This window comes from Nocardia vinacea (assembly GCF_035920345.1).
GTDB classification, from domain to species: Bacteria; Actinomycetota; Actinomycetes; order Mycobacteriales; family Mycobacteriaceae; genus Nocardia; species Nocardia vinacea_A.
In genome coordinates, this window is the sequence record NZ_CP109149.1 from 8536328 (window position 1) to 8562373 (window position 26046).

1 protein-coding gene is annotated in these 26046 nt (G+C 68.6%); it reads left to right on the forward strand.

Features of this window, described 5'->3' with window-relative positions; translation table 11 throughout:
- Positions 1–9: 9 nt before the first annotated feature.
- A complete protein-coding gene (locus OIE68_RS47260) occupies positions 10–26037 on the forward strand; it encodes an SDR family NAD(P)-dependent oxidoreductase (RefSeq protein ID WP_419150624.1) in 26028 nt (8675 codons plus the stop codon).
- The last annotated feature ends 9 nt before the right edge of the window (positions 26038–26046 follow it).

Sequence of the window (26046 nt, forward strand, 5' to 3'; positions counted from 1 at the left end):
GGAACTTAGATGGTCGACGACAACAAGCACCTTGACTACCTGAAGCGCCTGACGGTCGATCTGCGCCAAACACGCAGGCGGCTGCGGGAAGTCGAGGATCAGAAATTCGAGCCCATTGCGGTTGTGGGTGTGGCGTGTCGTTACCCGGGTGGGGTGGCTTCTCCGGAGGATCTGTGGAATCTGGTGTCCGACGGCGTCGACGCGGTCGGTGAGTTCCCTGCCGACCGCGGTTGGGATGTGGACGGGCTCTACGACCCGGACCCGCAGGCGCGCGGGAAGTCGTACACGCGCTCAGGCGGGTTCCTCTATGACGCAGCGGAATTCGACGCGGAGTTCTTCGGGATCAGCCCGCGCGAGGCACTGGCGATGGACCCGCAGCAGCGGATCCTGTTGGAAACCTCCTGGGAAGCCCTGGAACGAGCCGGTATCGACCCGTCGACGTTGCGGGGATCCGATACCGGTGTCTTCGCCGGTGCGTCGAACGGGGAGTACGCCGATCTGCTGCACGCGGGTCCGGTGGATCTGCGGGGCTACCTGCTGACCGGTACGACCGGCAGCGTGGTGTCGGGCCGGGTGGCGTACGCGCTGGGACTCGAGGGCCCGGCGGTGTCGGTGGACACCGCGTGCTCGTCGTCGCTGGTGGCGGTGCATCTGGCGGCGCAGTCGCTGCGCTCGGGGGAGTGCGCGATGGCGTTGGCCGGCGGCGTGACGGTCATGGGCTCGCCGGGGATGTTCGTGGAGTTCTCCCGGCAGCGAGGGCTGGCGGCCGATGGCCGGTGCAAGTCGTTCGCGGCGTCGGCGGACGGCACGGGCTGGTCCGAAGGCGCGGGCATGCTGGTGCTGGAGCGGCTGTCGGACGCGCAGCGACACGGGCATCGAGTGTGGGCGGTGATCCGCGGAACGGCGATCAATCAGGACGGCGCGTCCAACGGCTTGACCGTGCCGAACGGTCCCTCGCAGCAGCGGGTGATCCGCGCCGCGCTGGCCAACGGGCGGCTCTCGACCGACGACGTGGATGTGGTGGAGGCGCACGGCACCGGCACGGTGCTGGGGGATCCGATCGAAGCACACGCGCTGCTCGCTACCTACGGACAGGACCGTGATCCGGAGCGGCCACTGTGGCTCGGGTCGCTGAAATCCAATATCGGTCACTCGGTGGCCGCGGCGGGCGTCGGCGGCATGATCAAGATGATCATGGCGATGCGGCACGGGGTGATGCCGCCGACCCTGCATGTCGACGAGCCCACCCCGCGAGTGGACTGGTCCACCGGCGCGATCGAACTGCTGACCCGGAAGCGGGATTGGCCCGAGGAAGCGGACCGGCCCCGCCGCGCCGCGGTGTCCTCCTTCGGCATCAGCGGCACCAACGCGCACGTCATCCTCGAAGATGTATCCGCCGGCGAACCGGCCGAATCCGAGCCGGGCACCAACCCCGCCAGCTCGGGAAGCACTGTCGCGGTTGCGGTTCCGTGGGTGGTGTCGGCGAAGTCGGAGGCCTCGCTGCGGGCGCAGGCCGCGCGGTTGCACGAGTTCGTTGTCGCCGATCCCGCGGTGTCGGTGTCCGAGGTGGCGCATTCGCTGATCTCGACTCGCACGCTGTTCGCGCATCGGGCCGTGGTCGTGGGTGACGACCGGACCGAGCTGCTGCGCCGACTGGCCACGGTGGCGGCCGGCGAACCGGGTCCCGGTGTCGCCGTCGGTTCCGGCGCGGCGTCGCGGGTCGGTGTGATGTTCGCCGGGCAGGGCTCCCAGCGGGCGGGCATGGGTCAGCAGCTGTATGGCCGGTTCCCGGTGTTCGCCGAGGCATTCGACCAGGTCTGCGCGCAGCTGGATCCGCTGCTCGGGCTCTCCTTGCGCGACGCGATCAGCTCCGGAACCGAATTGGAGCAGACCCGGTTGACCCAGCCGGCGCTGTTCGCGGTCGAGGTGGCGCTGTATCGCCTGCTCGAATCATGGGGTGTCACCGCGGATGTGGTGTTCGGGCATTCGATCGGTGAGATCGCCGCCGCGCATGTGGCCGACGTGCTGAGCCTTGCCGACGCGTGCACGTTGGTCGCGGCGCGGGGCCGGTTGATGCAGGAATTGCCCACCGGCGGAGCGATGCTCGCGGTGCAGGCCGGTGAGCAGGAGATCACCGCACTGCTGGACGGTGTCGACGGGGTGGACGTGGCCGCGGTCAACGGCCCTGCGGCAGTGGTGATCTCCGGTCGTGTGGAGGTCGTGGACGTTCTCGCCGAGCAGCTGCGCGAGCGCGGGCGACGCGTCAAACGGTTGCGGGTCAGCCATGCCTTCCATTCGTCGTTGATGGAACCGATGCTGGCGCGGTTCGCCGAGGTGGTCGCGACACTGCGCTTCGATCCGCCTCGGATTCCGGTGATCTCGACTGTCACCGGTGCGGTGGCGGATCCCGGCCTGTGGTGCTCGCCGCAGTACTGGGTCGATCAGGTGCGGCGGCCGGTGCGGTTCGCCGACGCCGTGGCCGCGGCCTGGGCCGACGGTGTGGACACCTTCATGGAAGTGGGTCCCGACTCGGTGCTGTCGGCGATGACAGCCGAATGCCTGCCCGAGGCGGCGACCGCGGTGGCGGTGCTGCATCCCGAGCGTGACGAACCCGCCGAGATCCTCGCCGCGGTCGCGCGGTTGTTCGTGCGGGCGGTCCCGGTGCGCTGGAACGCGGTGCTCGCGGACCCGAACCCGGCATCGGTGGAACTGCCCACCTATGCCTTCGACCGCCGCCGCTTCTGGCTCGAACCCGCGCTCGGTGCCGCCGGTGTCGAATCGGTGGGTCTTGGCGCGATGGGACATCCGCTCCTGGGTGCCGTCGTGTCAGAAGCGAAGTCCGGCGACGTGCTGCTGACCGGCCGGTTGTCGGTGGCGACGCAGCCGTGGCTGGCCGACCACGCGGTCGCCGGATCGGTCCTGCTGCCGGGGACCGGCTTCGTCGAGCTGGCCTTGCGTGCCGGTGCCGAAGCCGGATACCCCGTGATCGACGACCTGACGCTGCAGGCGCCGCTGCTGCTGCCCGCCTCGGGCGGTGTGCGGATCCAGGTTGTCGTCGGCGGGCCCGGACCGGAGTTCGCGCAGCGGCCGATCTCGATCTACTCGCGCAGTGAGCACGACCCGGACGGTCAGTGGGTCCTCAACGCGCGGGGGCAGCTGACCACCCTGGATGACACGGCCGCGCCCGCATCGGAGACCTGGCCGCCGCCCGCGGCGACCGATCTCGATGTCGCGTCCGCGTACACGGCCCTGTCGGCACGGGGCTACGAGTACGGTCCGGCGTTCCAGAGTGTGCGGGCGTTGTGGCGACGTGGTGCCGAGGTATTCGCCGAGATCGCCATCGACGCCGATAGTGGTGCGCGCGCCGAAGGATTCGGGATTCATCCCGCACTGCTGGACGGGGCACTGCAGGCTGGACTGCTGGCCGGCGTCGTCGATAATGCTGCGGGACAGCCGGATTCACCGTTCACGGTGGCGGCCGGGCAAGTCGTGCTGCCCTTCTCGTGGGAGTCGGTTGCGCTGCACTCGGCCGAGGCGTCGGTGCTGCGCGTTCGGTTGATCACCACCGGATCGTCGGTGTCGCTGCACGCGGCGGATGAGCAGGGGCAGCCGGTGTTGTCCGGATCGGTGACGCCCCGGCCCATGCGACTGGAGCAGCTCGCCGCGGGGGCGAGCGGCACGGCCGATCCGGTGCTGGAAGTGGTGTGGTCGCCGGTCGAATCGGATTCGCCCGCAGTGGATTCGGGTTCGGTCCGGTGGGACCGGCTGGATCCGGAAGCGGCGGTGCCGCCGGTCGTGGTGGTCGAGGCAGGGGCCAAATGGAGCGAAGCCTCCGGCACCGACGTGGTTGCCACTACCCATGCCGAGGTCGCACGCGTCCTCGAGGTGGTACAGGCGTGGTTGTCCGAGGACCGGTTCGCCATGAGCACACTGCTGGTCGCCACCCGCGGTGCGGTCGCGGTGGCCGACGAGGACCTCACCGATCTCGCCGGTGCCGCGGTGTGGGGCTTGGTGCGGACCGCGCAGACCGAGGATCCGGGACGAATCGTCCTGGTGGACACCGACACCGACGTCGACCAGTCCGTCGCGGCCACTGTCGTGGCCGTGGGCGAACCCCAGGTGGTCCTCCGTGACGGCATCACCCACACCGCGCGGCTCACCCGGCCTGCGCCCATCGAGTCTCCATCGGCCGCCGACGACGCCTTCGGTGCGGGAACGGTGCTGATCACAGGTGGCACAGGTGGTTTGGGTGCGGTGGTAGCCCGGCACGTGGTGGCCGAGCACGGCGTACGGTCGTTGCTGCTGGTGAGTCGCCGTGGTCCTCGGGTCGAGGGCATCGTGGCGTTGTGCGCCGAGCTGGAGCAATTGGGTGCGCAGGTGCGGGTGGTGGCGTGTGATGTCACCGACGCCGACGCGGTGGCCGAGCTGCTGGCCGGTATCCCCGCGCAGTGGCCGTTGACCGGGGTGATCCATGCCGCGGGTGTGCTCGACGACGGGGTGATCGCCTCCTTGACCACCCAGCGGGTGGATACGGTGCTGGCACCGAAGGTGGATGCCGCATGGCATCTGCACCAGGCCACCGCGGACCTGGAACTTGCCGCGTTCGTGGTGTTTTCGTCGATATCGGGCACCGTGGGCGGTCCCGGGCAGGGCAACTACGCGGCCGCGAACGCCTTCCTGGACGGGCTGGTGGCCCACCGGCGAGCCCGCGGACTGGCCGGTCAGTCGCTGGCGTGGGGTCCGTGGGCGCGCTCGGGCGGTATGGCCGGGCAGTTGGGTGAGGTCGACCTGGCTCGGATGAGCCGGGCCGGATTCACCGCGATCCCGGACGAGTCGGCGTTGGCCGGTTGGGATGCGGTGCTCGAACGCGGCAACGCGCATGCGGTGATCGCCACGATCGATACCGCCACGATCCGGGCCCAGGCCGAGGCCGGGCTGCTGCCCCCGCTGCTGCGCGCTTTAGCGCCGGCGGTGCGGCGGTCCGCGGCGCTCTCGACGGTGGGGTCGAGTCTGCGGCAACGGCTTTCGGGTCTGGACGCCGGTCGGCAGCGGCAGGCGGTGCTCGATACCGTCCGTACCCACATCGCGGCCGTTCTCGGCCACGACAGTGCGTCCGCGATCGATCCCGATCGTGCCTTCCAGGACCTTGGTTTCGATTCCCTGGGTGCGGTCGAGCTGCGTAACCGGCTCAAGACCGCCACCGGCCTGTCGCTGGCGGCCGCGGTCGTCTTCGACTACCCCACACCGCAGGTGCTGGCCGCACACCTGACCGACGAGCTCACCGGCACCGGGCACAACGTGGCGGTCACCGCCGCGAAAGCCTTCGACGGCGAACCGATCGCGATCGTCGGCATGGCGTGCCGGTACCCGGGCGGGGTCCGATCGCCCGAGGAGCTGTGGCAGCTGGTCGTGACCGGGACCGACGCGACGTCGGAGTTCCCGGTGAACCGCGGATGGGATACCGAGCGGCTGTACGACCCGACCGGGGAAACACCGCACACCACGTACACGCGTTCGGGCGGATTCCTGCATGCCGCAGGTGAGTTCGATCCGGCGTTCTTCAATATCAGCCCGAATGAGGCCGCGCTGATGGATCCGCAGCAGTTTCTGCTGTTGGAGACCTCGTGGGAGGCGTTCGAGCGGGCCGGCGTCGACCCCGCGCTGCTGCGCGGCAGTGCGACCGGTGTCTTCGCCGGCATGATGTACCACGACTATCCGGTCAACGCGAACGCGGGATCCATTGCGTCCGGCCGGATTTCGTACGTGTTCGGTCTGGAGGGGCCGTCGGTCACGGTGGATACGGCGTGTTCGTCGTCGCTGGTGACAATGCATTTGGCGGCGCAGTCGCTGCGGTCGGGTGAGTGCGATCTGGCCTTGGCCGGTGGCGTGACGGTGATGGCGACTCCGGAGACCTTTGTGGAGTTCAGCCGGCAGCGGGGGCTGTCGCCGGACGGCCGGTGTAAGTCGTTCTCCGACACGGCCGATGGTGTCGCCTGGTCCGAGGGCGCCGGTGTGCTGGTGCTGGAGCGGCTGTCGGACGCGCGTCGCAATGGCCATGACGTGCTTGCGGTGATCGCCGGTTCGGCGGTGAATCAGGATGGCGCGTCCAATGGTTTGACCGCGCCGAACGGTCCCTCACAGCGGCGAGTCATTCGTCAGGCCTTGGCCAATGCCGGGGTGTCGCCGGTCGATGTCGACGTGGTGGAGGCGCACGGCACCGGTACCACGCTGGGTGATCCGATCGAGGCACAGGCACTGCTCGCCACGTATGGCCAGGAGCGTGTTGCGGATCGGCCGTTGTGGTTGGGGTCGTTGAAGTCCAACATCGGTCACGCTCAGGCGGCGGCGGGTGTGGGTGGTGTGATCAAGATGGTCATGGCGATGCGGCACGGACTGTTGCCGCAGACCCTGCATGTGGATCAGCCGTCCACGAAGATTGATTGGTCCGAGGGCCACGTCCGGTTGCTGACCGAACCGATGGCCTGGCCGGAGGTGGATCGGCCGCGTCGTGCGGGTGTCTCCTCGTTCGGCATCAGCGGCACCAACGCACATCTCATTATCGAGCAGGCCCCGGTATCGGCGGTCGAGTCGGTCCCGGAGGTCCGGACCGTCCCGGCGGTGCCGTGGATGCTGTCGGCGCGCAGCGGCGAGGCTCTGGCCGCTGCGGCTGCGCGGCTGGCATCGCATGTGGTCGACCATGATCCGATCGATGTCGGTTTCTCGCTGGCGTCGACGCGCAGTGTCTTCGAGCATCGGGCCGTGGTGGTGGCCGAGGACCGTGTGGGGCTGCTTGCGGGCGTGCGGGCGCTGGGGCGCTCCGAAGCCGCTTCCGGTGTGGTGACCGGCCGCGTGGTGCCGGGTTCTACGGGTGTGGTGTTCTCGGGTCAGGGTGCGCAGTGGGCCGGTATGGCGGCTGAGTTGCGTGCGGCGTATTCGGTGTTCGGCGAGCATTTCGATGCGATTGTCGCGCAGTTGGATCCGCTGTTGGGGCAGCCGGTTTCGCTGGATGTGGCGCTGTCGGATGAGGATTCGGTCGATCGGACGGTGTTCGCGCAGGCGGGGTTGTTCGCGTTCGAGGTGGCGTTGTTCCGGTTGCTCGAGTCGTGGGGTGTGCGTGCGGATGTGGTGGCTGGTCATTCGATCGGTGAGATCGCCGCGGCGCATGTCGCCGGGGTGATGTCGGTCGAGGATGCGTGTGTGCTGGTGGCCGCGCGTGGCCGGTTGATGCAGGCGTTGCCTTCCGGTGGGGCGATGGTCGCTGTCGGCGCCGCCGAGGCCGACGTGCTGCCGTTGCTGGACGGTGGAGTGTCGATCGCGGCGGTAAATGGTCCGTCGTCGGTGGTGCTGTCCGGTGTCGAGGAGGCGGTCCAGGCCGTTGTCGACACCTGCACCGAACGTGGTTGGCGCACACACCGATTGCGGGTTTCGCACGCTTTCCATTCGACTCTGATGGAGCCGATGCTGGCCGAGTTCGCCTCGGCGATCGCGGGTTTGACCTTCGGCCGACCCACCATCCCGTTGGTGTCGACGGTGACGGGTGCCCAGGTCGTCGACGAGATGGGTGATCCGTCGTATTGGGTCGGTCAGGTCCGGGATACGGTCCGGTTCGCCGATGCCGTTGCCACGATGGCCGGTTCGGGTGTCTCGCGGTTCGCCGAGGTCGGGCCGGACGCCGTGTTGACCCCGATGGTCGCCCAGACTCTCGGTGACGCCACGGCGGTCGCGGTGACCAGACGCGACCACGCGGACGCGGTGACCGTGACCAGTGCGCTGGCCGGGTTGTTCGTGACTGGTGCCGAGGTGGACTGGGCGGGCATCTACGCCGGTTCCGGAGCGCGGCGAATCGACCTGCCCACCTACGCTTTCCAGCACGAACGGTTCTGGCTCGACGCCAAGCAGATGCTGGCCCAGTCGTGGCTCGGTGCCGAACTGGGCGGCGTCACCGCGCTCGGGCTGGATGCGGCGACGCATCCGCTGCTGGGTGCCATTGTGCCGCACCCGGATTCGGGAGCGGTGAGCTTCACCGGCCGGTGGTCGCTGGATTCGGTGGAATGGCTGGCGGACCACAGCGTGCTGGGCACCGTGTTGCTGCCGGGCACCGGATTCGTCGAACTGGCCGGTCACGTCGGTGGCCTGCTGGGCTGCGAGGTGGTCGACGAGCTCGTTCTGCATACTCCGTTGACCCTGACGGCCGATGGCGATGTCGCCGTGCAGGTCGTGGTGGCCGCCCCGGACGAGGCCGGACGACGGCGACTGAGCGTGCACTCGCGGCAGACGGCCGCGGGTCCGTGGGTGCTCCATGCCGAAGGCGTGCTCGTCCCCGGCGACGGGGTGGCCGACTTCGACCTCGTCGCGTGGCCACCGGCCGGCGCGCAACCGTTAGACGTCGACGGCGCGTACGATGAGCTGCTCGATATCGGATACGGCTACGGCCCCTTCTTCCAGGGGCTGCAGGCCGCGTGGCAGCGCGGCGACGAGGTGTTCGCCGAGGTCGCGCTACCGGATCCGAAGGACGCCAAGGGTTTCGGGATCCACCCCGCGCTATTCGACGCGGCGCTGCACGCCGCGATCGTCCATGGTCTGCGTGGCGGTGTCGAGGGTTTCCCGGCGCTCCCGTTCAGCTGGAACCGCGTGGTGCTGCATGCGGCCGGCGCTGCCGCGGTGCGGGTGCGGATCGTGCTGCAGGGCGACCGGTTCGCGGTGCAGATGGCCGATGAGCAGGGGCAACCCGTACTGTCGGTGGGCGCGTTGATTTCTCGGCCGGTATCGGCCGATCGCCTGAGCGCAGATGGGGTATCGGATGCCCTCTTCGGCGTGGAATGGGTCGCTGCTGCGCCGTCTACGGCGAGCGTCGAGCCGGACCGGGTGGCGGTACTCGGCGGACACCACGGTGATCTCGCGGCATTGATCGCCGATCTGGACGCGAACCCCGACTCGGTCGTGCCCGACCTCGTGCTGCTCGAGTGCCCCACCCACGAGGGTGCGCCGCCGGAGGCCGCCCGCCGGGTCGCGATGGGCGTGCTCGGGACCGTCCAGCGTTGGCTGGCCGACAGTCGTTTCGCTGGTTCGCGTTTGGTGGTGCTGACCAGGCACGCGGTGGCCGTTGCCGATGCGGAGCAGGTGGATCTGGGACAGGCGCCGGTGTGGGGTCTGCTGCGCGCCGCGCAAGCGGAACACCCGGGCCGATTCCAGCTGCTCGATCTGGACGCCGACGGTGATTCGCTCGCCGCGGCGGCCGCCGTCGCGACCGAGCCGGAGGCCGCGCTGCGGGGTACGAGCGCGTACGTGCCGCGGTTGCGCCGGCACACGCCCGGTTCGATCGTTCGGTTGTCCGAGCCGGGCACGGTGCTGGTGACCGGTGGGACGGGTGGCCTGGGCGCGGTTATTGCCCGGCATCTGGTGGCCGAACACGGTGTGCGCCATCTGCTTTTGACGTCTCGGCGTGGCCCGGATGCTCCGGGGGCGGCGGAACTGCGTGCGGAGCTGACCGAGCTCGGCGCCGAGGTGACCGTTGCCGCGTGTGATGTGTCGGATCGGTCTGCGCTGGCGGCGTTGCTGGACGGCATTTCGGTTGAACATCCGCTGGTCGGTGTTGTGCACGCGGCGGGGACCTCGGACAACGGTCTGGTCGAATCGATTACGGCCGAGCGGGTCGATTATGTGTTCGGGCCCAAGGTGGATGCGGCGTGGCATTTGCATGAGCTGACTCGTGATGCCTCGTTGTCGTTGTTCGTCTTGGTGTCCTCGGCGGGCGGATTGGTGCTGGCTGCCGGTCAGGCGAACTACGCCGCGGCGAACGTCTTCTTGGATGCGCTCGCGGCACACCGTCGGAGTCTGGGATTGTCCGCGACCGCTGTGGATTACGGATTGTGGGCGCGATCCTCAGGGCTCGGTGTCGAGCTGTCCGAAGATGACTTCGATCGGATGCGCCGCCAGGGCTTCCCCCCGCTGACCGAGGCAGACGGTCTGGCGCTGTTCGATTCCGCGATCGCAACCGATACCGCGCAGCTGGTGGCGCTGCGGGTCGATCCGGCGGTGCTCCGGACGCGGGGCGAGCAGATCCCCGCTCTGGTCCGCTCGTTGGCACCGGCCCCGGTCCGCCGGCAGAGCAGGACCGCTGCGGGCCAGGCCTTTGCACTCGAGCTGGCCGGCTTGTCGGATGCGGATCGTGCGCGTGCTCTGCTCGATCTCGTCCGTTCGGTGGCTGCCGCGACTCTTGGGCATGTGTCGGTGGATGCTGTTGAGCCGCAGCAGGCTTTTCAGCAGCTTGGTTTCGATTCGTTGAGTGCGGTCGAGTTCCGTAACAAGTTGAATGCTGCGACGGGTTTGCAGCTGCCGGCGACGCTGGTGTTCGACTACCCGAATGCGCAGGTTGTCGCCGAGTTCATCGGTTCCCAGCTCACCGGCGCCGCGGCGGTCGAAAAGCCGGTGATCAGCCGGGTCCGTACCGGCGACGACCCGATTGCGGTGGTGGCGATGAGCTGCCGCTACCCCGGTGGTGTCGCCTCGCCCGAAGACCTGTGGGACCTGGTCACTTCCGGCACCGACACTACCGGTGAGATGCCGTCGGATCGTGGCTGGGATATCGAGGGCATCTACGATCCGGAACCCGGTAAGGCGGGCAAGACCTACACCCGTCAGGGTGGATTCCTGTACTCCGCAGCCGAATTCGACGCGGATTTCTTCGGGATCAGCCCCAACGAAGCCACGATGATGGATCCGCAGCAGCGGTTGCTGCTGGAGATCTCGTGGGAGGCGTTGGAGCGCGCAGGTGTGGATCCGGCGGTGTTGCGCGGTAGTTCGACCGGTGTCTTCACCGGCGTGATGTACCACGACTACGCCCAGCGCACCGGTACCGGCAACGGCGCCGCGGGCAGCTTGGTTTCGGGCCGGGTGTCGTATGTGTTCGGTCTGGAAGGACCGTCCGTCACTGTGGACACCGCGTGCTCGTCCTCGCTGGTCGCCCTGCATCTCGCCGCGCAGTCGCTGCGGTCCGGTGAGTGCGATCTGGCGCTGGCCGGTGGCGTGGCGGTGATGGGGACCCCGGACATGTTCCTCGAGTTCGGCCGGCAGCGGGGCTTGTCGCCGGATGGCCGGTGTAAGTCGTTCTCCGACACGGCCGATGGCGTCGGGTGGTCCGAGGGCGCCGGTGTGCTGGTGCTGGAGCGGTTGTCGGACGCGCGTCGCAATGGTCATGACGTGCTTGCGGTGATTGCTGGTTCGGCGGTGAATCAGGATGGCGCGTCGAATGGTTTCTCCGCGCCGAACGGTCCGTCGCAGCGGCGGGTGATCCGGCAGGCATTGGCCAATGCTGGTGTGTCGCCGACCGAGGTGGACGTGGTGGAAGCCCACGGCACCGGTACGACCTTGGGTGATCCGATCGAGGCTCAGGCGCTGCTTGCCACGTATGGCCAGGAACGTGCGGCGGATCGGCCGCTGTGGTTGGGGTCGTTGAAGTCCAACATCGGTCATGCCCAGTCCGCCGCGGGTGTCGGTGGCGTGATCAAGATGGTCATGGCGATGCGGCACGGCATGCTGCCCAAGACGCTGCACGCCGATCGGCCCAGCACCAAGGTTGATTGGTCCGAGGGCCATGTCCGTCTGCTGACCGAACCGGTGGCGTGGCCCGATGTGGATCGGCCGCGTCGTGCGGGTGTCTCCTCGTTCGGAATCAGCGGCACGAATGCCCACCTCATCGTGGAGCAGGCCCCGGTGACCGTGCCGGCGGAGGCCCAGGCTGCGGAGCCGGCCCCGGTACCGGCTGCGCGGCCGTGGGTGATTTCGGCCCGCAGTAGCGAGGCTCTCGCCGCTCAGGGAGCGCGCCTGGCATCGCATGTGGTCGACCACGATCCGCTCGACGTCGGTTTCTCCCTGGCCTCCACCCGCGCGATGTTCGAGCACCGTGCGGTTGTCGTAGCCGATGACCGTGACGGTCTGCTTGCGGGCGCCCGGGCGCTGGCCGCCGGTACGCAGGCACCCGGTGTGGTGTCCGGTCGTGTCGTGACGGGGTCGACAGGTTTCGTCTTCTCCGGTCAGGGTGCGCAGTGGGCTGGTATGGCCGCCGGGCTGCGGACCGCCTATCCGGTGTTCGCCGATCACTTCGATGCGATCGTCGCCGAGCTGGATCCGCTGCTGGGGCAGTCGGTTTCGCTGAGCACGGCGCTGGCGGACGGTGAGCTGGTCGATCGGACGGTGTTCGCGCAGGCGGGGTTGTTCGCGTTCGAGGTGGCGCTGTTCCGGCTGCTCGAATCGTGGGGTGTGCGTGCGGATGTCCTAGCCGGCCATTCGATCGGTGAGATCGCTGCCGCGCATGTGGGCGGAGTGTTGTCCCTGGCGGATGCCTGTGTGCTGGTGGCCGCGCGTGGCCGGTTGATGCAGGTGCTACCCGCCGGTGGCGCGATGGTCGCCGTGGGTGCCTCCGAGCTCGATGTGCTGCCGCTGCTGGTGGCCGGTGCGGTGTCGATCGCGGCGGTCAACGGCCCGTCGTCGGTGGTGCTGTCCGGTGTCGAAGCCGATGTCCTCGCCGTCGCTGAACAGTGCGCCGAACAGGGATGGCGCACACACCGATTGCGGGTCTCGCACGCTTTCCACTCGGCCTTGATGGAGCCGATGCTGGCCGAATTCGCCTCGGCGATCGAGGGTTTGACCTTCGGCCGACCCAGCATCCCGTTGGTGTCGACGGTGACCGGGGCCCGGATCACCGATGAGATGTCGGATCCGGCGTATTGGGTCGGCCAGGTCCGCGACACTGTGCGGTTCGCCGACGCGGTCGCCACGATGGCTGGTTCCGGTGTGTCCAGGTTCGCCGAGGTCGGCCCCGACGCTGTGCTGACCCCGATGATCGCGCAGACCCTCGATACCGGGGAAGGCGTGGCCGCAACCGTGGCCGCGCTGTCGCGTCGGGACCAAACCGATGTGGCCGCGGTGCCGACCGGCCTGGCCAGGTTGTTCGTCGCGGGCGCTGACCTCGACTGGGCGGGCCTGTACGCCGGTACCGGAGCCCGCCGAATCGACCTGCCCACCTACGCTTTCCAGCGTCGGCGGTACTGGATGTCCGAGGGGTCCGCCGGCGGCGATGCCCGGGCAATGGGTCTGGTGGCGACCGCCCATCCGCTGGTATCGGTCGTGGTATCGCAGCCGGACTCCGAGGCGATGATCCTGACCGGTCGCCTGTCGGTGCAGACGCATCCGTGGTTGGCCGATCACCTGGTGCTGGGGACCGTATTGTTCCCCGGCACCGGATTCGTCGAGCTGGCCCTGTACGCGGGGGAGCGGGTCGGCTGCTCGACGCTGGACGATCTGGTGCTGCGGGCCCCGCTGGTGTTGTCGGAGTCCGACGGGGCCGCGGTGCGAATCGTGGTCGATCCCGCGGACGAGACCGGCCGGCGCGGGGTGCGGATCTTCTCCAGCCCGGACGGGGACGCCGATGCGGCGTCGTCGTGGCTGCTGAATGCCGAAGGCGCGCTTGCCCCGAGCGCGGCCGTGCCAGCCGTGGATCTCGCGGCGTGGCCGCCGGTCGGCGCGCAGGTTTTGAACGTCGATGGTGTCTACGACGAGCTGCTCGATGCCGGGTACGGGTATGGCCCTGTCTTCCAGGGCCTGCGGGCGGCGTGGCAGCGCGGCGACGAGGTGTTCGCCGAGGTCACCCTCCCGGACCCGCAGGACGGCCAGGGTTTCGGGCTGCATCCGGCGCTGCTCGATGCCGCGCTGCATGCGCTGCGGCCGGCCGGCCACCTGCGCGCAGAGGGCGCCGGCCCGGAGTTGCCGTTCGAGTGGTCGGGTGTCACGGTGTACGCGGCGGGGGCCGGTGCGCTGCGGGTGCGGTTGACCCGGGTGGGTGACCATGCCGTGGCGGTGGATCTGGCGGATTCGACCGGAGCCGCGGTGGCGACGGTGCGGCAGCTTGCGTCCCGGCCGATCGATCCCGCGCAGCTCAGCACCGGTGCGTCCGTTGCACGCAGCGCCGTATTCCAGGTCGAGTGGACACCGATCTCGGTGTCCGGCACCGGAATCGATGCGGTGTCGTGGGCGGATCTGGGTGACGAGGTGCCCGCCGCGGTGGTGCTGGACTGTCCGGCGGGTAATGAGCCGGACACGGTTCGGGCCGCGACTCACGGTGTGCTGCAGGTGCTGCAGTCGTGGCTTGCCGATGAGCGGTTCGGCGAGTCGGCGTTGGTGGTCCGGACCAGCGGTGCGGTATCGGTTGCCGGGGAAGACATTACGAATCTGGCCGGTGCTGCCGTGGCCGGTCTGGTCCGTACGGCCCAAGCGGAGAGTCGTAGCCGGATCGTGGTGGTGGACAGCGATTCCGACATCGGCGGCCTGCTGGGCGGAATTCTGGCTGCCGAGGAACCGCAGGTGGCGGTGCGTGGCGGGCAGGTCTTCGGTGCGCGACTGGTCCGGGCGACCCCCTCGTCGGCCACCGGCTTGTCCTTCGCTCCGGACGACACGGTCCTGATCACCGGTGCCAGCGGCTATCTCGGTGGGTTGTTCGCCCGGCATCTGGTGGCCGCGCGCGGTGTTCGCCGTCTGTTGTTGCTGAGCCGGCGCGGTGGATCCGCCCCCGGCGTAACCGAACTGCGGGACCAGCTGCAGCAACTCGGTGCCGAGGTCGAGTTCGCCGCGTGTGACGTCGCCGACCGTGCCGCGCTGGCCGCGGTGCTGGCCGCTATCCCTGCGGACCGTCCGCTCGCCGGTGTGTTCCATACGGCTGGTGTGCTCGATGACGGTGCGATCGCCGCGCTCACCCCGGAGCGGATGGACGCGGTCTTGCGGCCGAAGGTCGATGCCGCCCTGCATCTGGACGAGCTGACCGCCGATCTGCCGTTGCGGGCGTTCGTGCTGTTCAGTTCGGCGGCCGGCACCTTCGGCAATCCAGGGCAGGGCAACTATGCCGCGGCCAACGCCTGTTTGGATGCGGTGGCGTTGCGCCGCAAGGCATCCGGGCGTAACGGGCAGTCGCTCGCGTGGGGTCTGTGGGGCGCGGACGGGGGGATGGGCGCGGAGCTCGGCGACACCGAGCGGCGCCGGATGTCTCGATCGGGCATGCTGCCGCTGACGGCAGAACAGGGTCTGGCGCTGTTCGACGCTGCTTCCGGAATCGATGCGGCCGCTCCCGTGCTGGCCCGTCTCGATCTGGACGGCATCCGCACCGGGGGGTCTGCCACGGCCCTGCTGTCCGCCCTGCTTCCTGCTCGCCGTCGGACGGCTTCGGGCGGCGCTACCGCGCTGCGTTCTCGTTTGGCCGCTACTCCCGACAGCGAGCGCCTGGGTGTGCTCGTGGAAACCGTTCGCGGTCAGGTCGCGGCGATTCTGGGCCACCGGAACGCGAATGCGATTGCACCCGAGAGGGCATTCAGCGATCTGGGCTTCGATTCGATCTCCGCGGTCGAGTTTCGCAATGCCCTCGCGACCGTGACGGGCCTGCGGTTGCCGGCGAGTTTGGTGTTCGACTATCCGTCGCCTCAGGCGCTGGCCGAATACCTGGCCGGCGAGTTCGCCGACGACCAGGGCTCGGCAACAGCTGTTCGCGCAGCGCTGCAGACCCGCAACCGTCAGCTCGACGAACCCATCGCGATCGTGGGTATGGCGTGCCGGTATCCGGGTGGGGTCGGTTCGCCCGAGGAGCTGTGGAATCTGGTTGCGACGGGGACGGATGCGGCGTCGCAGTTCCCCGTGAATCGTGGTTGGGATGTCGATCGTCTCTACGATGCGGCCGGCGAGAAGCCGAACAGCACATACACCCGTGAGGGTGGATTCCTCCATGCCGCAGGTGAATTCGATCCGGCGTTCTTCAATATCAGCCCGAACGAGGCCGCGGTGATGGATCCGCAGCAGTTCCTGCTGCTGGAGACCTCATGGGAGGCGTTCGAGCGGGCCGGTGTCGACCCCGGCGCGTTGAAGGGCAGCCGGACCGGTGTGTGGGTCGGCATGATGTATCACGACTATCCGGCCAACGCGAACGCGGGATCTATTGCCTCGGGACGGGTTTCGTACGTCTTCGGGCTGGAGGGGCCGTCCGTCACGGTGGATACGGCGTGTTCGTCGTCGCTGGTGGCCATGCATTCGGCCGCGGCCTCGCTGCGGTCGGGCGAATGTGATCTGGCGTTGGCCGGTGGTGTCACCGTCATGGCCACCCCGGAGACGTTCATGGAATTCAGCCGGCAGCGCGGGCTGTCGGCGGACGGCCGGTGTAAGTCGTTCTCCGACACCGCCGATGGTGTCGGCTGGTCGGAAGGTGTCGGCATCCTGGTGCTGGAGCGGTTGTCCGACGCTCAGCGCAACGGTCATCGGGTGCTTGCGGTGATGACCGGTTCGGCGGTGAATCAGGATGGTGCGTCGAATGGTTTGACCGCGCCGAACGGTCCCTCGCAGCGGCGGGTGATCGGGCAGGCGCTGGCCAATGCCGGGATCGCGCCGACCGAGGTGGATGTGGTGGAAGCCCACGGCACCGGTACCACGTTGGGTGATCCGATCGAGGCCCAAGCCGTCTTGGCTACCTACGGGCAGGGTCGGGATGCGGATCGTCCGCTGTGGCTCGGATCGTTGAAGTCCAACATCGGCCACGCTCAGGCCGCGGCGGGTGTCGGTGGTGTGATCAAGATGGTCATGGCGATGCGGCACGGAGTGCTGCCGCGGACGCTGCATGTCGATGCGCCCAGTTCCAAGGTTGATTGGTCCGAGGGCCATGTGCGGTTGTTGACCGACTCGGTGACGTGGCCAGCAGTAGCTCGACCGCGTCGTGCGGGTGTGTCGTCGTTCGGTATCAGCGGCACGAATGCGCACATCATTATCGAACAGGCCCCGGCTGTGGAGCCGGAGCCGGTGGTCGCCGTTCCGGCCGGCGGATTGCTGCCGTGGGCGGTCTCTGCACGCAGCGGGCAGGCTCTTGCCGGTCAGGCCGAGCGGCTGGCATCCCATGTCGTTGATCAGGACCTGGATCCGGTGGATGTCGGTTTCTCGTTGGCGTCCACGCGTGCGGTGTTCGATCATCGTGCGGTCGTCTTGGCCGGGGACCGTGATGGGCTGCTGGCGGGTGTGCGGGCGTTGGGGCGCGCCGAATCCCTTCCGGGTGTGGTGTCCGGCCGGGTGGTGGCGGGTTCGACGGGTTTGGTGTTCTCGGGTCAGGGTGCGCAGTGGGCTGGTTTGGCGGCCGAGCTGCGGACTGCGTATCCGGTGTTCGTCGAGCACTTCGATGCGATTGTCGGGCAGCTGGATCCGCTGCTGGGGCAGTCGGTTTCGCTGACCACGGCGCTGGCGGACGATGAGCTGGTCGACCGGACGGTGTTCGCGCAGGCGGGTCTGTTCGCGTTCGAGGTGGCGTTGTTCCGGCTGCTCGAATCGTGGGGAGTCCGGGCCGATGTGGTGGCCGGTCATTCGATCGGTGAGATCGCTGCCGCGCATGTGGCCGGGGTGTTGTCGCTCGAGGATGCGTGTGTGTTGGTGGCTGCGCGTGGTCGTTTGATGCAGGCGTTGCCTTCTGGTGGGGCGATGGTTGCTGTCGGGGCGTCTGAGGCCGACGTGACGCCGCTGCTGGGCGATGTCGATGGGGTGTCGATCGCCGCGATCAATGGTCCGGCGTCGGTGGTGCTGTCCGGCGCTGAGGACGCGGTCCAGGCCGTTGTCGACACCTGCGTGGAACATGGTTGGCGCGCGCATCGATTGCGGGTTTCGCATGCTTTCCATTCGGCCTTGATGGAGCCGATGCTGGCCGAGTTCGCCTCGGTGATCGAGGGTTTGGCATTCTCACTCCCGAGCATCCCGTTGGTGTCGACGGTGACCGGTGCCCGGATCACCGATGAGATGTCGGATCCGGCGTATTGGGTCGGTCAGGTCCGTGACACGGTCCGGTTCGCCGACGCGGTCGTCGCGATGGCAGATCTGGGTGTGTCCCGGTTTGCCGAGGTCGGCCCCGACGCGGTGCTGACCCCGATGATCGCGCAGATCGTCGACTCCGGGCAGTTGCCCGTGACTCCGGCGATCGTGCCCTTGGCGCGTCGGGGTCGGGCCGATGCGCCCATGGTGTTGGGTGGGGTGGCCGCCTTGTTCGTGTCCGGCGCCGACGTGAAATGGTCCGGTCTCCACGCCGGAGGTCAGCGAATCGACCTGCCCACCTATGCCTTCCAGCACGAGCGGTTCTGGCTCGATCCCCGGCAGATGCTGGCGAAGTCGTGGCTGGGAGCCGAACTGGGCGGAGTCGGCTCGGCCGGGCTGGACGCGGTGGAGCATCCGCTGCTGGGTGCGATGGTGTCGCATCCGGAGTCGGGTGAGGTGAGTTTCACCGGCCGGTGGTCGGTGGACTCGATGGAGTGGCTGGCCGACCACAGCGTGCTCGGCACCGTATTGCTGCCGGGCACCGGGTTCGTGGAGCTGGCGAGCTACGTCGGCGGCGTCCTGGACTGCGAGATAGTGGATGAGCTTGTCCTGCATACCCCGTTGACGATGCTTGCCGAAGGCAGCGTCGCGGTACAGGTCGTGGTGGCCGGCGCCGACGAAGCCGGTCGCCGCCGGCTGACTGTGCATTCGCGGCAGACCGCCGAGGGGCCGTGGTTGCTGCACGCCGAAGGCGTGCTCGCACCGGGCGAGACGGCGGCAGATTTCGATCTGGCCGTGTGGCCGCCTGCGGGTGCACAGCCGACTCCCCTCGCGGGCATCTACGACGAGTTGTTCGACCTCGGGTACGGCTACGGCCCGTTCTTCCAGGGTCTGCAGGCGGCGTGGCGGCGTGGTGACGAGTTGTTCGCCGAGGTCGCGCTGCCGGATCCGCAGGACGGCAACGGCTTCGGAGTTCATCCGGCGTTGCTCGACGCAGCGCTGCATGTCGGTATCGTGCACGGTCTTCGGGATGGTGTCGGTGATTTCCCGGCCCTGCCGTTCACCTGGAACCGTGTGGTGTTGCACGCCGCAGGCGCCGCCGCGGTGCGCGTCCGAATCGTGGTCGACGGCACCAGGTTCACCGTGCAGCTGGCCGATGACCAGGGGCACCCGGTGCTGTCGGTCGGTGCGCTGGTGTCCCGACCGGTGTCGGCCGATCGCCTGGGCGCCGACCATGCCGCGCAATCCCTCTTCCGCGTGGAATGGAGCACTGTTGCCCCGCCTGCGACGCCGACGGAGCCCGGCCGGCTGGCTGCGCTCGGCTGGGGCCGAAGTTCCGGTGCGGTACGGGGCTTCGGTGATCTCGCGGAGCTGATCGCCGATCTGGATGCGAACCCGGAGGCGGTCGTTCCCGAGATGGTGCTGCTGGAGAGCCCATTCGATGACGCGGCGCCACCGCAGGCCGCACGCCGGGTGGTGACCCGGCTCTTGGACACGGTCCAGGGCTGGCTGGCTGAAACCCGTTTCGCCGGTTCCCGTTTGGTGGTGTCGACCAGACACGCTGTGGCCGTTGCCGATTCCGATTCGGTGCGGCTGGACCAGGCGCCCGTCTGGGGGCTGGTGCGCGCCGCGCAGGCGGAGCACCCGGGTCGATTCCAGCTCCTGGACCTGGACGGCGACCATGACCCGATCGCGATCGCGACCGCGGCGATGGCTGCGGAACCGGAAGCCGCTCTGCGTGGGCAGGAGGTGCTGGTCCCGCGCTTCGGCCGCCACACACCCGATGTGATCGCTCGGCCGATCGAGCCGGGCACCGTCCTGGTGACCGGTGGCACCGGCGGTCTGGGTGCGGTGATCGCCCGGCATCTGGTGACCGAACACGGTGTGCGCCACCTGCTCCTGACGTCCCGGCGGGGTCTGGGTGCGCCCGGCGCCGCCGAACTGCGCGATGAGCTCGTCGAGCTCGGTGCGCAGGTCGCGGTCGCCGTCTGCGATGTGTCGGATCGGGCCGCGGTAGCCGCACTGCTGGACGGCATCTCGGCCGAGCATCCGCTCGTGGGCGTCGTGCATGCGGCCGGAATCGCGGACAACGGTGTGATCGAGTCGATGACACCGGACCGGCTCGGGAATGTCTTCGGGCCCAAGGCCGATGCCGCGTGGCATCTGCACGAGCTCACCCGCGACGCCGCGCTGTCGCTGTTCGTACTGTTGTCCTCGGCGGGCGGGCTGGTCCTGGCTGCCGGTCAGGCCAACTACGCTGCGGCGAACGTCTTCCTCGACGCCCTCGCGGCGCATCGTCGCGAACTCGGATTGCCTGCTACCGCAATTGATTACGGTCTGTGGGCGCGATCGAGCGGACTCGGCGCCGAGCTGTCCGAGGACGACTTCGATCGGATGCGAAGGCTGGGTTTCCCGCCGTTCACCGAGGCCGAAGGCCTGGCGTCGTTCGATGCGGCCATCGCCACCGAGACGGCCCAGGTAGTGGCGCTGCGGGTCGACGCGGCCGTGCTGCGCACCCGGGGCGAGCAGATCCCCGCCCTGCTGCGGGCGATCGCACCCGCTCCCGTGCGCCGGGCGACTCGGACCGCGGCTGGGCAGGCATTCGCGCAGCGGCTGGCCGGGCTCTCCGACACCGATCGTGCCGCCGCACTGCTCGATCTCGTCCGGGCCACTGCCGCAGACACTCTCGGGCACGCCTCCGGCGCTGCCGTCGAACCCCAGCAGGCTTTCCAGCAGCTCGGGTTCGACTCGTTGAGCGCCATCGAGTTCCGCAACAAGCTCAATACCGCGACCGGTCTGCAACTGCCGGCCACGCTGATCTTCGATTACCCCAACCCACAGCTCGTCGCCGACTTCATCGATTCCCAGTTCACCGGCACGAGCCAGGACATCGAAATCACCACCGGCACAGCCGTCGGCGACGACCGGATCGCCGTGGTGGCGATGGGCTGTCGCTACCCGGGTGGAGTCGCGTCGCCGGAGGATCTGTGGCGGCTGGTTACGTCCGGTGGGGAGACCACCGGAGAGCTGCCGGACGATCGGGGCTGGGATATCGAGGGCATCTACGATCCCGAGCCCGGCAAGGCGGGTAAGACCTACACGCGCCATGGTGGATTCCTGTACTCCGCAGCAGATTTCGACGCGGACTTCTTCGGGATCAGCCCGAACGAGGCGACGGTGATGGATCCGCAGCAGCGGGTGCTGCTGGAGGTTTCCTGGGAGGCGCTGGAACGCGCCGGTGTCGACCCGGCGGTGCTGCGAGGCAGCTCGACCGGCGTGTTCACCGGCGTGATGTACCACGACTACGCACAGGGTGCGGGCACCGGTAACAACGCGGGCGGCAGCCTGGTCTCCGGTCGTATCGCCTACACGCTGGGCTTGGAAGGTCCTGCGGTGTCGGTGGATACGGCGTGCTCGTCGTCGCTGGTCGCCCTGCATCTGGCCGCGCAGTCGCTGCGGTCGGGCGAGTGCGATCTGGCGTTGGCCGGTGGTGTGGCCGTGATGTCGGCACCGGACATGTTCCTCGAATTCAGTCGCCAGCGGGGGTTGTCGCCCGACGGTCGCTGTAAGTCCTTCGCGGACGCGGCCGACGGTGTCGCCTGGTCCGAGGGCGCGGGTGTGCTGGTGCTCGAGCGGTTGTCCGACGCCCGGCGCAACGGTCATCGGGTGCTCGCGGTGATCGCGGGTTCGGCGGTGAATCAGGATGGTGCGTCGAACGGTTTCGCCGCGCCGAACGGCCCGTCGCAGCGGCGGGTGATCCGCCAAGCCCTCGCGAATGCCGGGGTCTCGCCGGTCGACGTCGATGCGGTGGAGGCGCACGGCACCGGTACGACGCTGGGTGACCCGATCGAGGCACAGGCACTGATGGCCACGTACGGCCGAGATCGGGATGTCGCTCGGCCGTTGTGGTTGGGGTCGTTGAAGTCCAACATCGGTCACGCTCAGGCCGCCGCCGGTGTGGGTGGCGTGATCAAGATGGTCATGGCCATGCAGCACGGGCTGCTGCCGCAGACCCTGCACGTGGATCAGCCTTCTACGAAGGTGGATTGGTCCGAGGGGCAGGTCCGGCTGCTGACCGAGCAGGTGTCGTGGCCGGAGGTGGATCGGCCGCGTCGTGCGGCGGTGTCCTCGTTCGGCCTCAGCGGCACCAACGCGCACCTGATCGTCGAACAGGCGCCCGCAGTGGACCCGGCTCCGGAGGTCAAGACCGCTCCGGCCGGCGGAGTGCTGCCCTGGGTGCTCTCCGCCCGCAGTGCAGAGGCGCTCGCCGATCAGGCCGCCCGCCTGGCAGCGCAGGTGAGCGGCCACGCGGACGACCCGATCGATGTCGGCTTCGCACTTGTCGATTCGAGAATGCTGTTCGACCACCGGGCCGTGGTGTTCGCGACCGAACGTGACGCGCTGCGGGCCGGAACACAAGCGCTGAGCCGGGCTGAATCCCTTCCGGGTGTGGTGTCAGGCCGGGTGGTGCCGGGTTCTACGGGTGTGGTGTTCTCGGGTCAGGGTGCGCAGTGGGCCGGTATGGCGGCTGAGTTGCGTGCGGCGTATTCGGTGTTCGGCGAGCATTTCGATGCGATTGTCGCGCAGTTGGATCCGCTGTTGGGGCAGCCGGTTTCGCTGGATGTGGCGCTGTCGGATGAGGATTCGGTCGATCGGACGGTGTTCGCGCAGGCGGGGTTGTTCGCGTTCGAGGTGGCGTTGTTCCGGTTGCTCGAGTCGTGGGGTGTGCGTGCGGATGTGGTGGCTGGTCATTCGATCGGTGAGATCGCCGCGGCGCATGTCGCCGGGGTGATGTCGGTCGAGGATGCGTGTGTGCTGGTGGCCGCGCGTGGCCGGTTGATGCAGGCGTTGCCTGCCGGTGGCGCGATGGTCGCTGTCGGCGCCGCCGAGGCCGACGTGCTGTCGTTGCTGACCGGTGGGGTGTCGGTCGCGGCGGTGAACGGTCCGGCGTCGGTGGTGCTCTCCGGCATCGAAGACGATGTGCTCGCGGTCATTGCGAAGTGCGCCGAGCGTGGTTGGCGCACACACAGATTGCGGGTTTCGCATGCTTTCCATTCGGCTCTTATGGAGCCGATGTTGGCCGAGTTCGCTTCGGTGATCGAGGGTTTGGTGTTCGGTCGTCCCACCGTCCCGTTGGTGTCGACAGTGACGGGTGCCCGGATCACCGATGAGATGACCGATCCGGCGTATTGGGTCGGTCAGGTCCGGGACACCGTCCGTTTCGCGGATGCTATTGCGGCGATGGCAGATCTGGGTGTGTCCCGGTTCGCCGAGATCGGACCGGACGCCGTGCTCTTCCCGATGGTCAACCAGATCGTCGAGGAGCTGACGGTGACCGCGGCCCCGACGGTGGTGGCGCTGGCGCGTCGGGGCCAGGCGGGCGCGTCCGCCGTGGTGGCCGGGACGGCAGGGTTGTTCGTCACCGGCGCTCACGTCGATTGGGCCCGCCTGTACGCCGGTACCGGAGCTCGGCGCATCGACCTGCCCACCTATGCCTTCCAGCGTCAGCGCTATTGGATGGCCGCCGCGTCCGCCGCCGGTGGTGACGCCAGGTCGATGGGTTTCGCGGCCACCGGGCACCCCCTGGTCTCGGCCGTGGTGTCGCAACCGGAGTCCGACGCGATCGCGCTCAGCGGCCGATTGTCGGTGCGGACGCAGCCCTGGCTGGCCGACCATGCGGTCATGGACACCGTGTTGGTCCCCGGCACCGGTCTGGTCGAACTCGCCCTGCACGCCGGAGAACAGCTCGGCTGCACGATGCTGGAGGAGCTGGTACTGCGGGCGCCGCTGGTGCTGTTGGATTCGGCAGGGGTCGCCGTGCGGGTCGTGGTCGATGCCGAGGACGCGGCCGGTCGTCGCGGGGTTCGGATCTTCTCCCGCTCCGACGATGGTGTCGATGCGCCGTGGACGTTGAACGCCGAGGGCGGGCTCGCGCCGGAAGGTGACAGTGCCGCAGTGGATCTGGTGTCCTGGCCGCCCGCGGACGCGGTCGCGGTGGATATCGACGGTGTCTATGACGCCCTCGATGCGCAGGGCTATCACTACGGTCCCGTGTTCCAGGGGCTGCGGGCGGTGTGGCGCGGATCCGACGGGCTCTACGCCGAGGTCGAGTTGCCCGAGGCGGCGCGAGGCGACGCGGAACGGTTCGGCATGCATCCGGCGTTGCTGGATGCGGCTTTGCATGCTTTGCGTTTTGCCGATGATGCCGCGTCGGAGGAAACCGGGCTGGCGTTGCCGTTCGAGTGGTCGGGTGTGACGGTGCATGCGGCGGGGGCCGATGCGTTGCGGGTTCGGCTCACTCGCATCGGTGAACGCGGAGTCGCGCTGGATCTGGCGGATTCGACCGGTGCTGCCGTGGCGACGGTGCGGCACTTGGCGTCCCGGCCGATCGATCCCGCGCAGCTCACCGCGGGCACACCCATTACTCGCACTGCTGTCTTCGATGTCCGCTGGACGCCGATCACGGTGTCCGAGAACGAGGTCGCCGGCGTGGCATGGGCGGATCTCGGTGACGTGAGTGAGCAGGTCCCGCAGGTAGTGGTGCTGGACTGCCCGGCGGGCAATGATCCTGCGTCCGTTCGTGCCGCTACTCATGCTGTGCTGGAGGCACTGCAGTCCTGGATTGCCGAGCCTCGGTTCGGTGAGTCGGTGCTGGTGGTTCGGACCGGTGGCGCGGTATCGGTGGCCGGGGAGGATATTTCGAACTTGGCCGGTGCCGCTGTCGGCGGCCTGGTTCGGGCCGCACAGTCGGAGCATCCTGGCCGGATCGTGCTGATCGATAGCGATTCCGGCATAGACGGTCTGCTGGGCGGGATTCTTGCTGCCGAGGAACCACAGGTGGCCGTCCGCGCCGGGCGGGTACATGTCGCGCGACTCGCCCGGGTCGTCTCCACCGACGCTCCGTCGACCGGTTCCTTCGATCCGGGCGACACCGTTCTGATCACCGGTGCCAGCGGCTTCCTCGGTGGGTTGTTCGCCCGGCATCTGGTGGCCACGCGCGGCGTCCGCCGTCTGTTGTTACTGAGCCGGCGCGGTGAATCCGCCACAGGCGCAACCGAACTGCGGGATCAGCTGCAGCAGCTCGGTGCCGAGGTCGAGTTCGTCGCGTGTGACGTCGCCGATCGTGCCGCGCTGGCGCAGGTGCTGGCCGACGTGCCTGCCGAGCACCCGCTGACCGGCGTGTTCCACCTGGCCGGCATGCTCGATGACGGTGCGATCGCTTCGCTGACTCCGGCCCGCATGGATGCGGTGTTCGGGCCGAAGGTCGATGCCGCCCTGCACCTGCACGAACTGACCGCCGAGCTGCCGCTGCGGGCGTTCGTCGTGTTCAGTTCGGCGGCAGGTGCATTCGGCAACGCCGGCCAGGGCAACTACGCCGCGGCCAACGCCTGCCTGGACGCACTGGCGGCGCACCGCAGGGCATCCGGGCTCCCCGGCACCTCGCTGGCCTGGGGTCTGTGGAGTATGGACGGCGGTATGGCGGCGGAGCTCGGTGACACCGAGCGGCGCCGGATGTCCCGGTCGGGCATGCTGCCGCTGTCGCAGGAGCAGGGCCTGGCGCTGTTCGATACGGCGACCGGGCTGGACACGGCGGCCCCCGTCCTCGCCCGCTTGGATCTCGATGCCATGCGTGGGGCGGGATCCGCAGTGCCCGTACTGCTTTCCGGGCTGGTCCCGCAGCGCCGGAAGGCAGCCTCGGGTGCCTCGGCGGCGCTGCGAGCGCGTTTGGCGAGCACTTCCGACGGTGAACGCCTCGGAGTTCTGGTGGAGATCGTGCGCGGTCAGGTCGCGGCGATTCTGGGTCATCGGAATGCGAATGTGATCGCACCCGACCGGCCTTTCAGTGAGCTGGGCTTCGATTCGATCTCCGCTGTCGAGTTCCGTAATGCTCTCGCGACCACGACAGGTCTGCGGTTGCCGGCGACCGCGGTGTTCGACTATCCGTCACCGCAGGCGCTGGCGGAATATCTGGCCGGCCAGCTCGGCGGCCATGGGGACGCGGAGTCGGCAACGGATCTGTCGGAGAACAGCATTCGCAACGCCCTCCAGACGATCCCGCTCGCCCGCCTACGCAACGCGGGCCTGCTGGAGGCCCTTATGAAGCTCACGAACGGGCAGGACGGCCAGGACGACACCGATCAGACCGTCACGGATGAGTCGATCGACGAGCTCGATATCGACGGCTTGATCGACCTCGCCTACAACAACTCCTCCGAGGACTGAAGGACCGAT

What these genes read in the sequence shown, in the direction of transcription:
- OIE68_RS47260 (WP_419150624.1), top strand. Translation starts at nt 10, where the DNA reads ATGGTCGACGACAACAAGCACCTTGACTACCTGAAGCGCCTGACGGTC.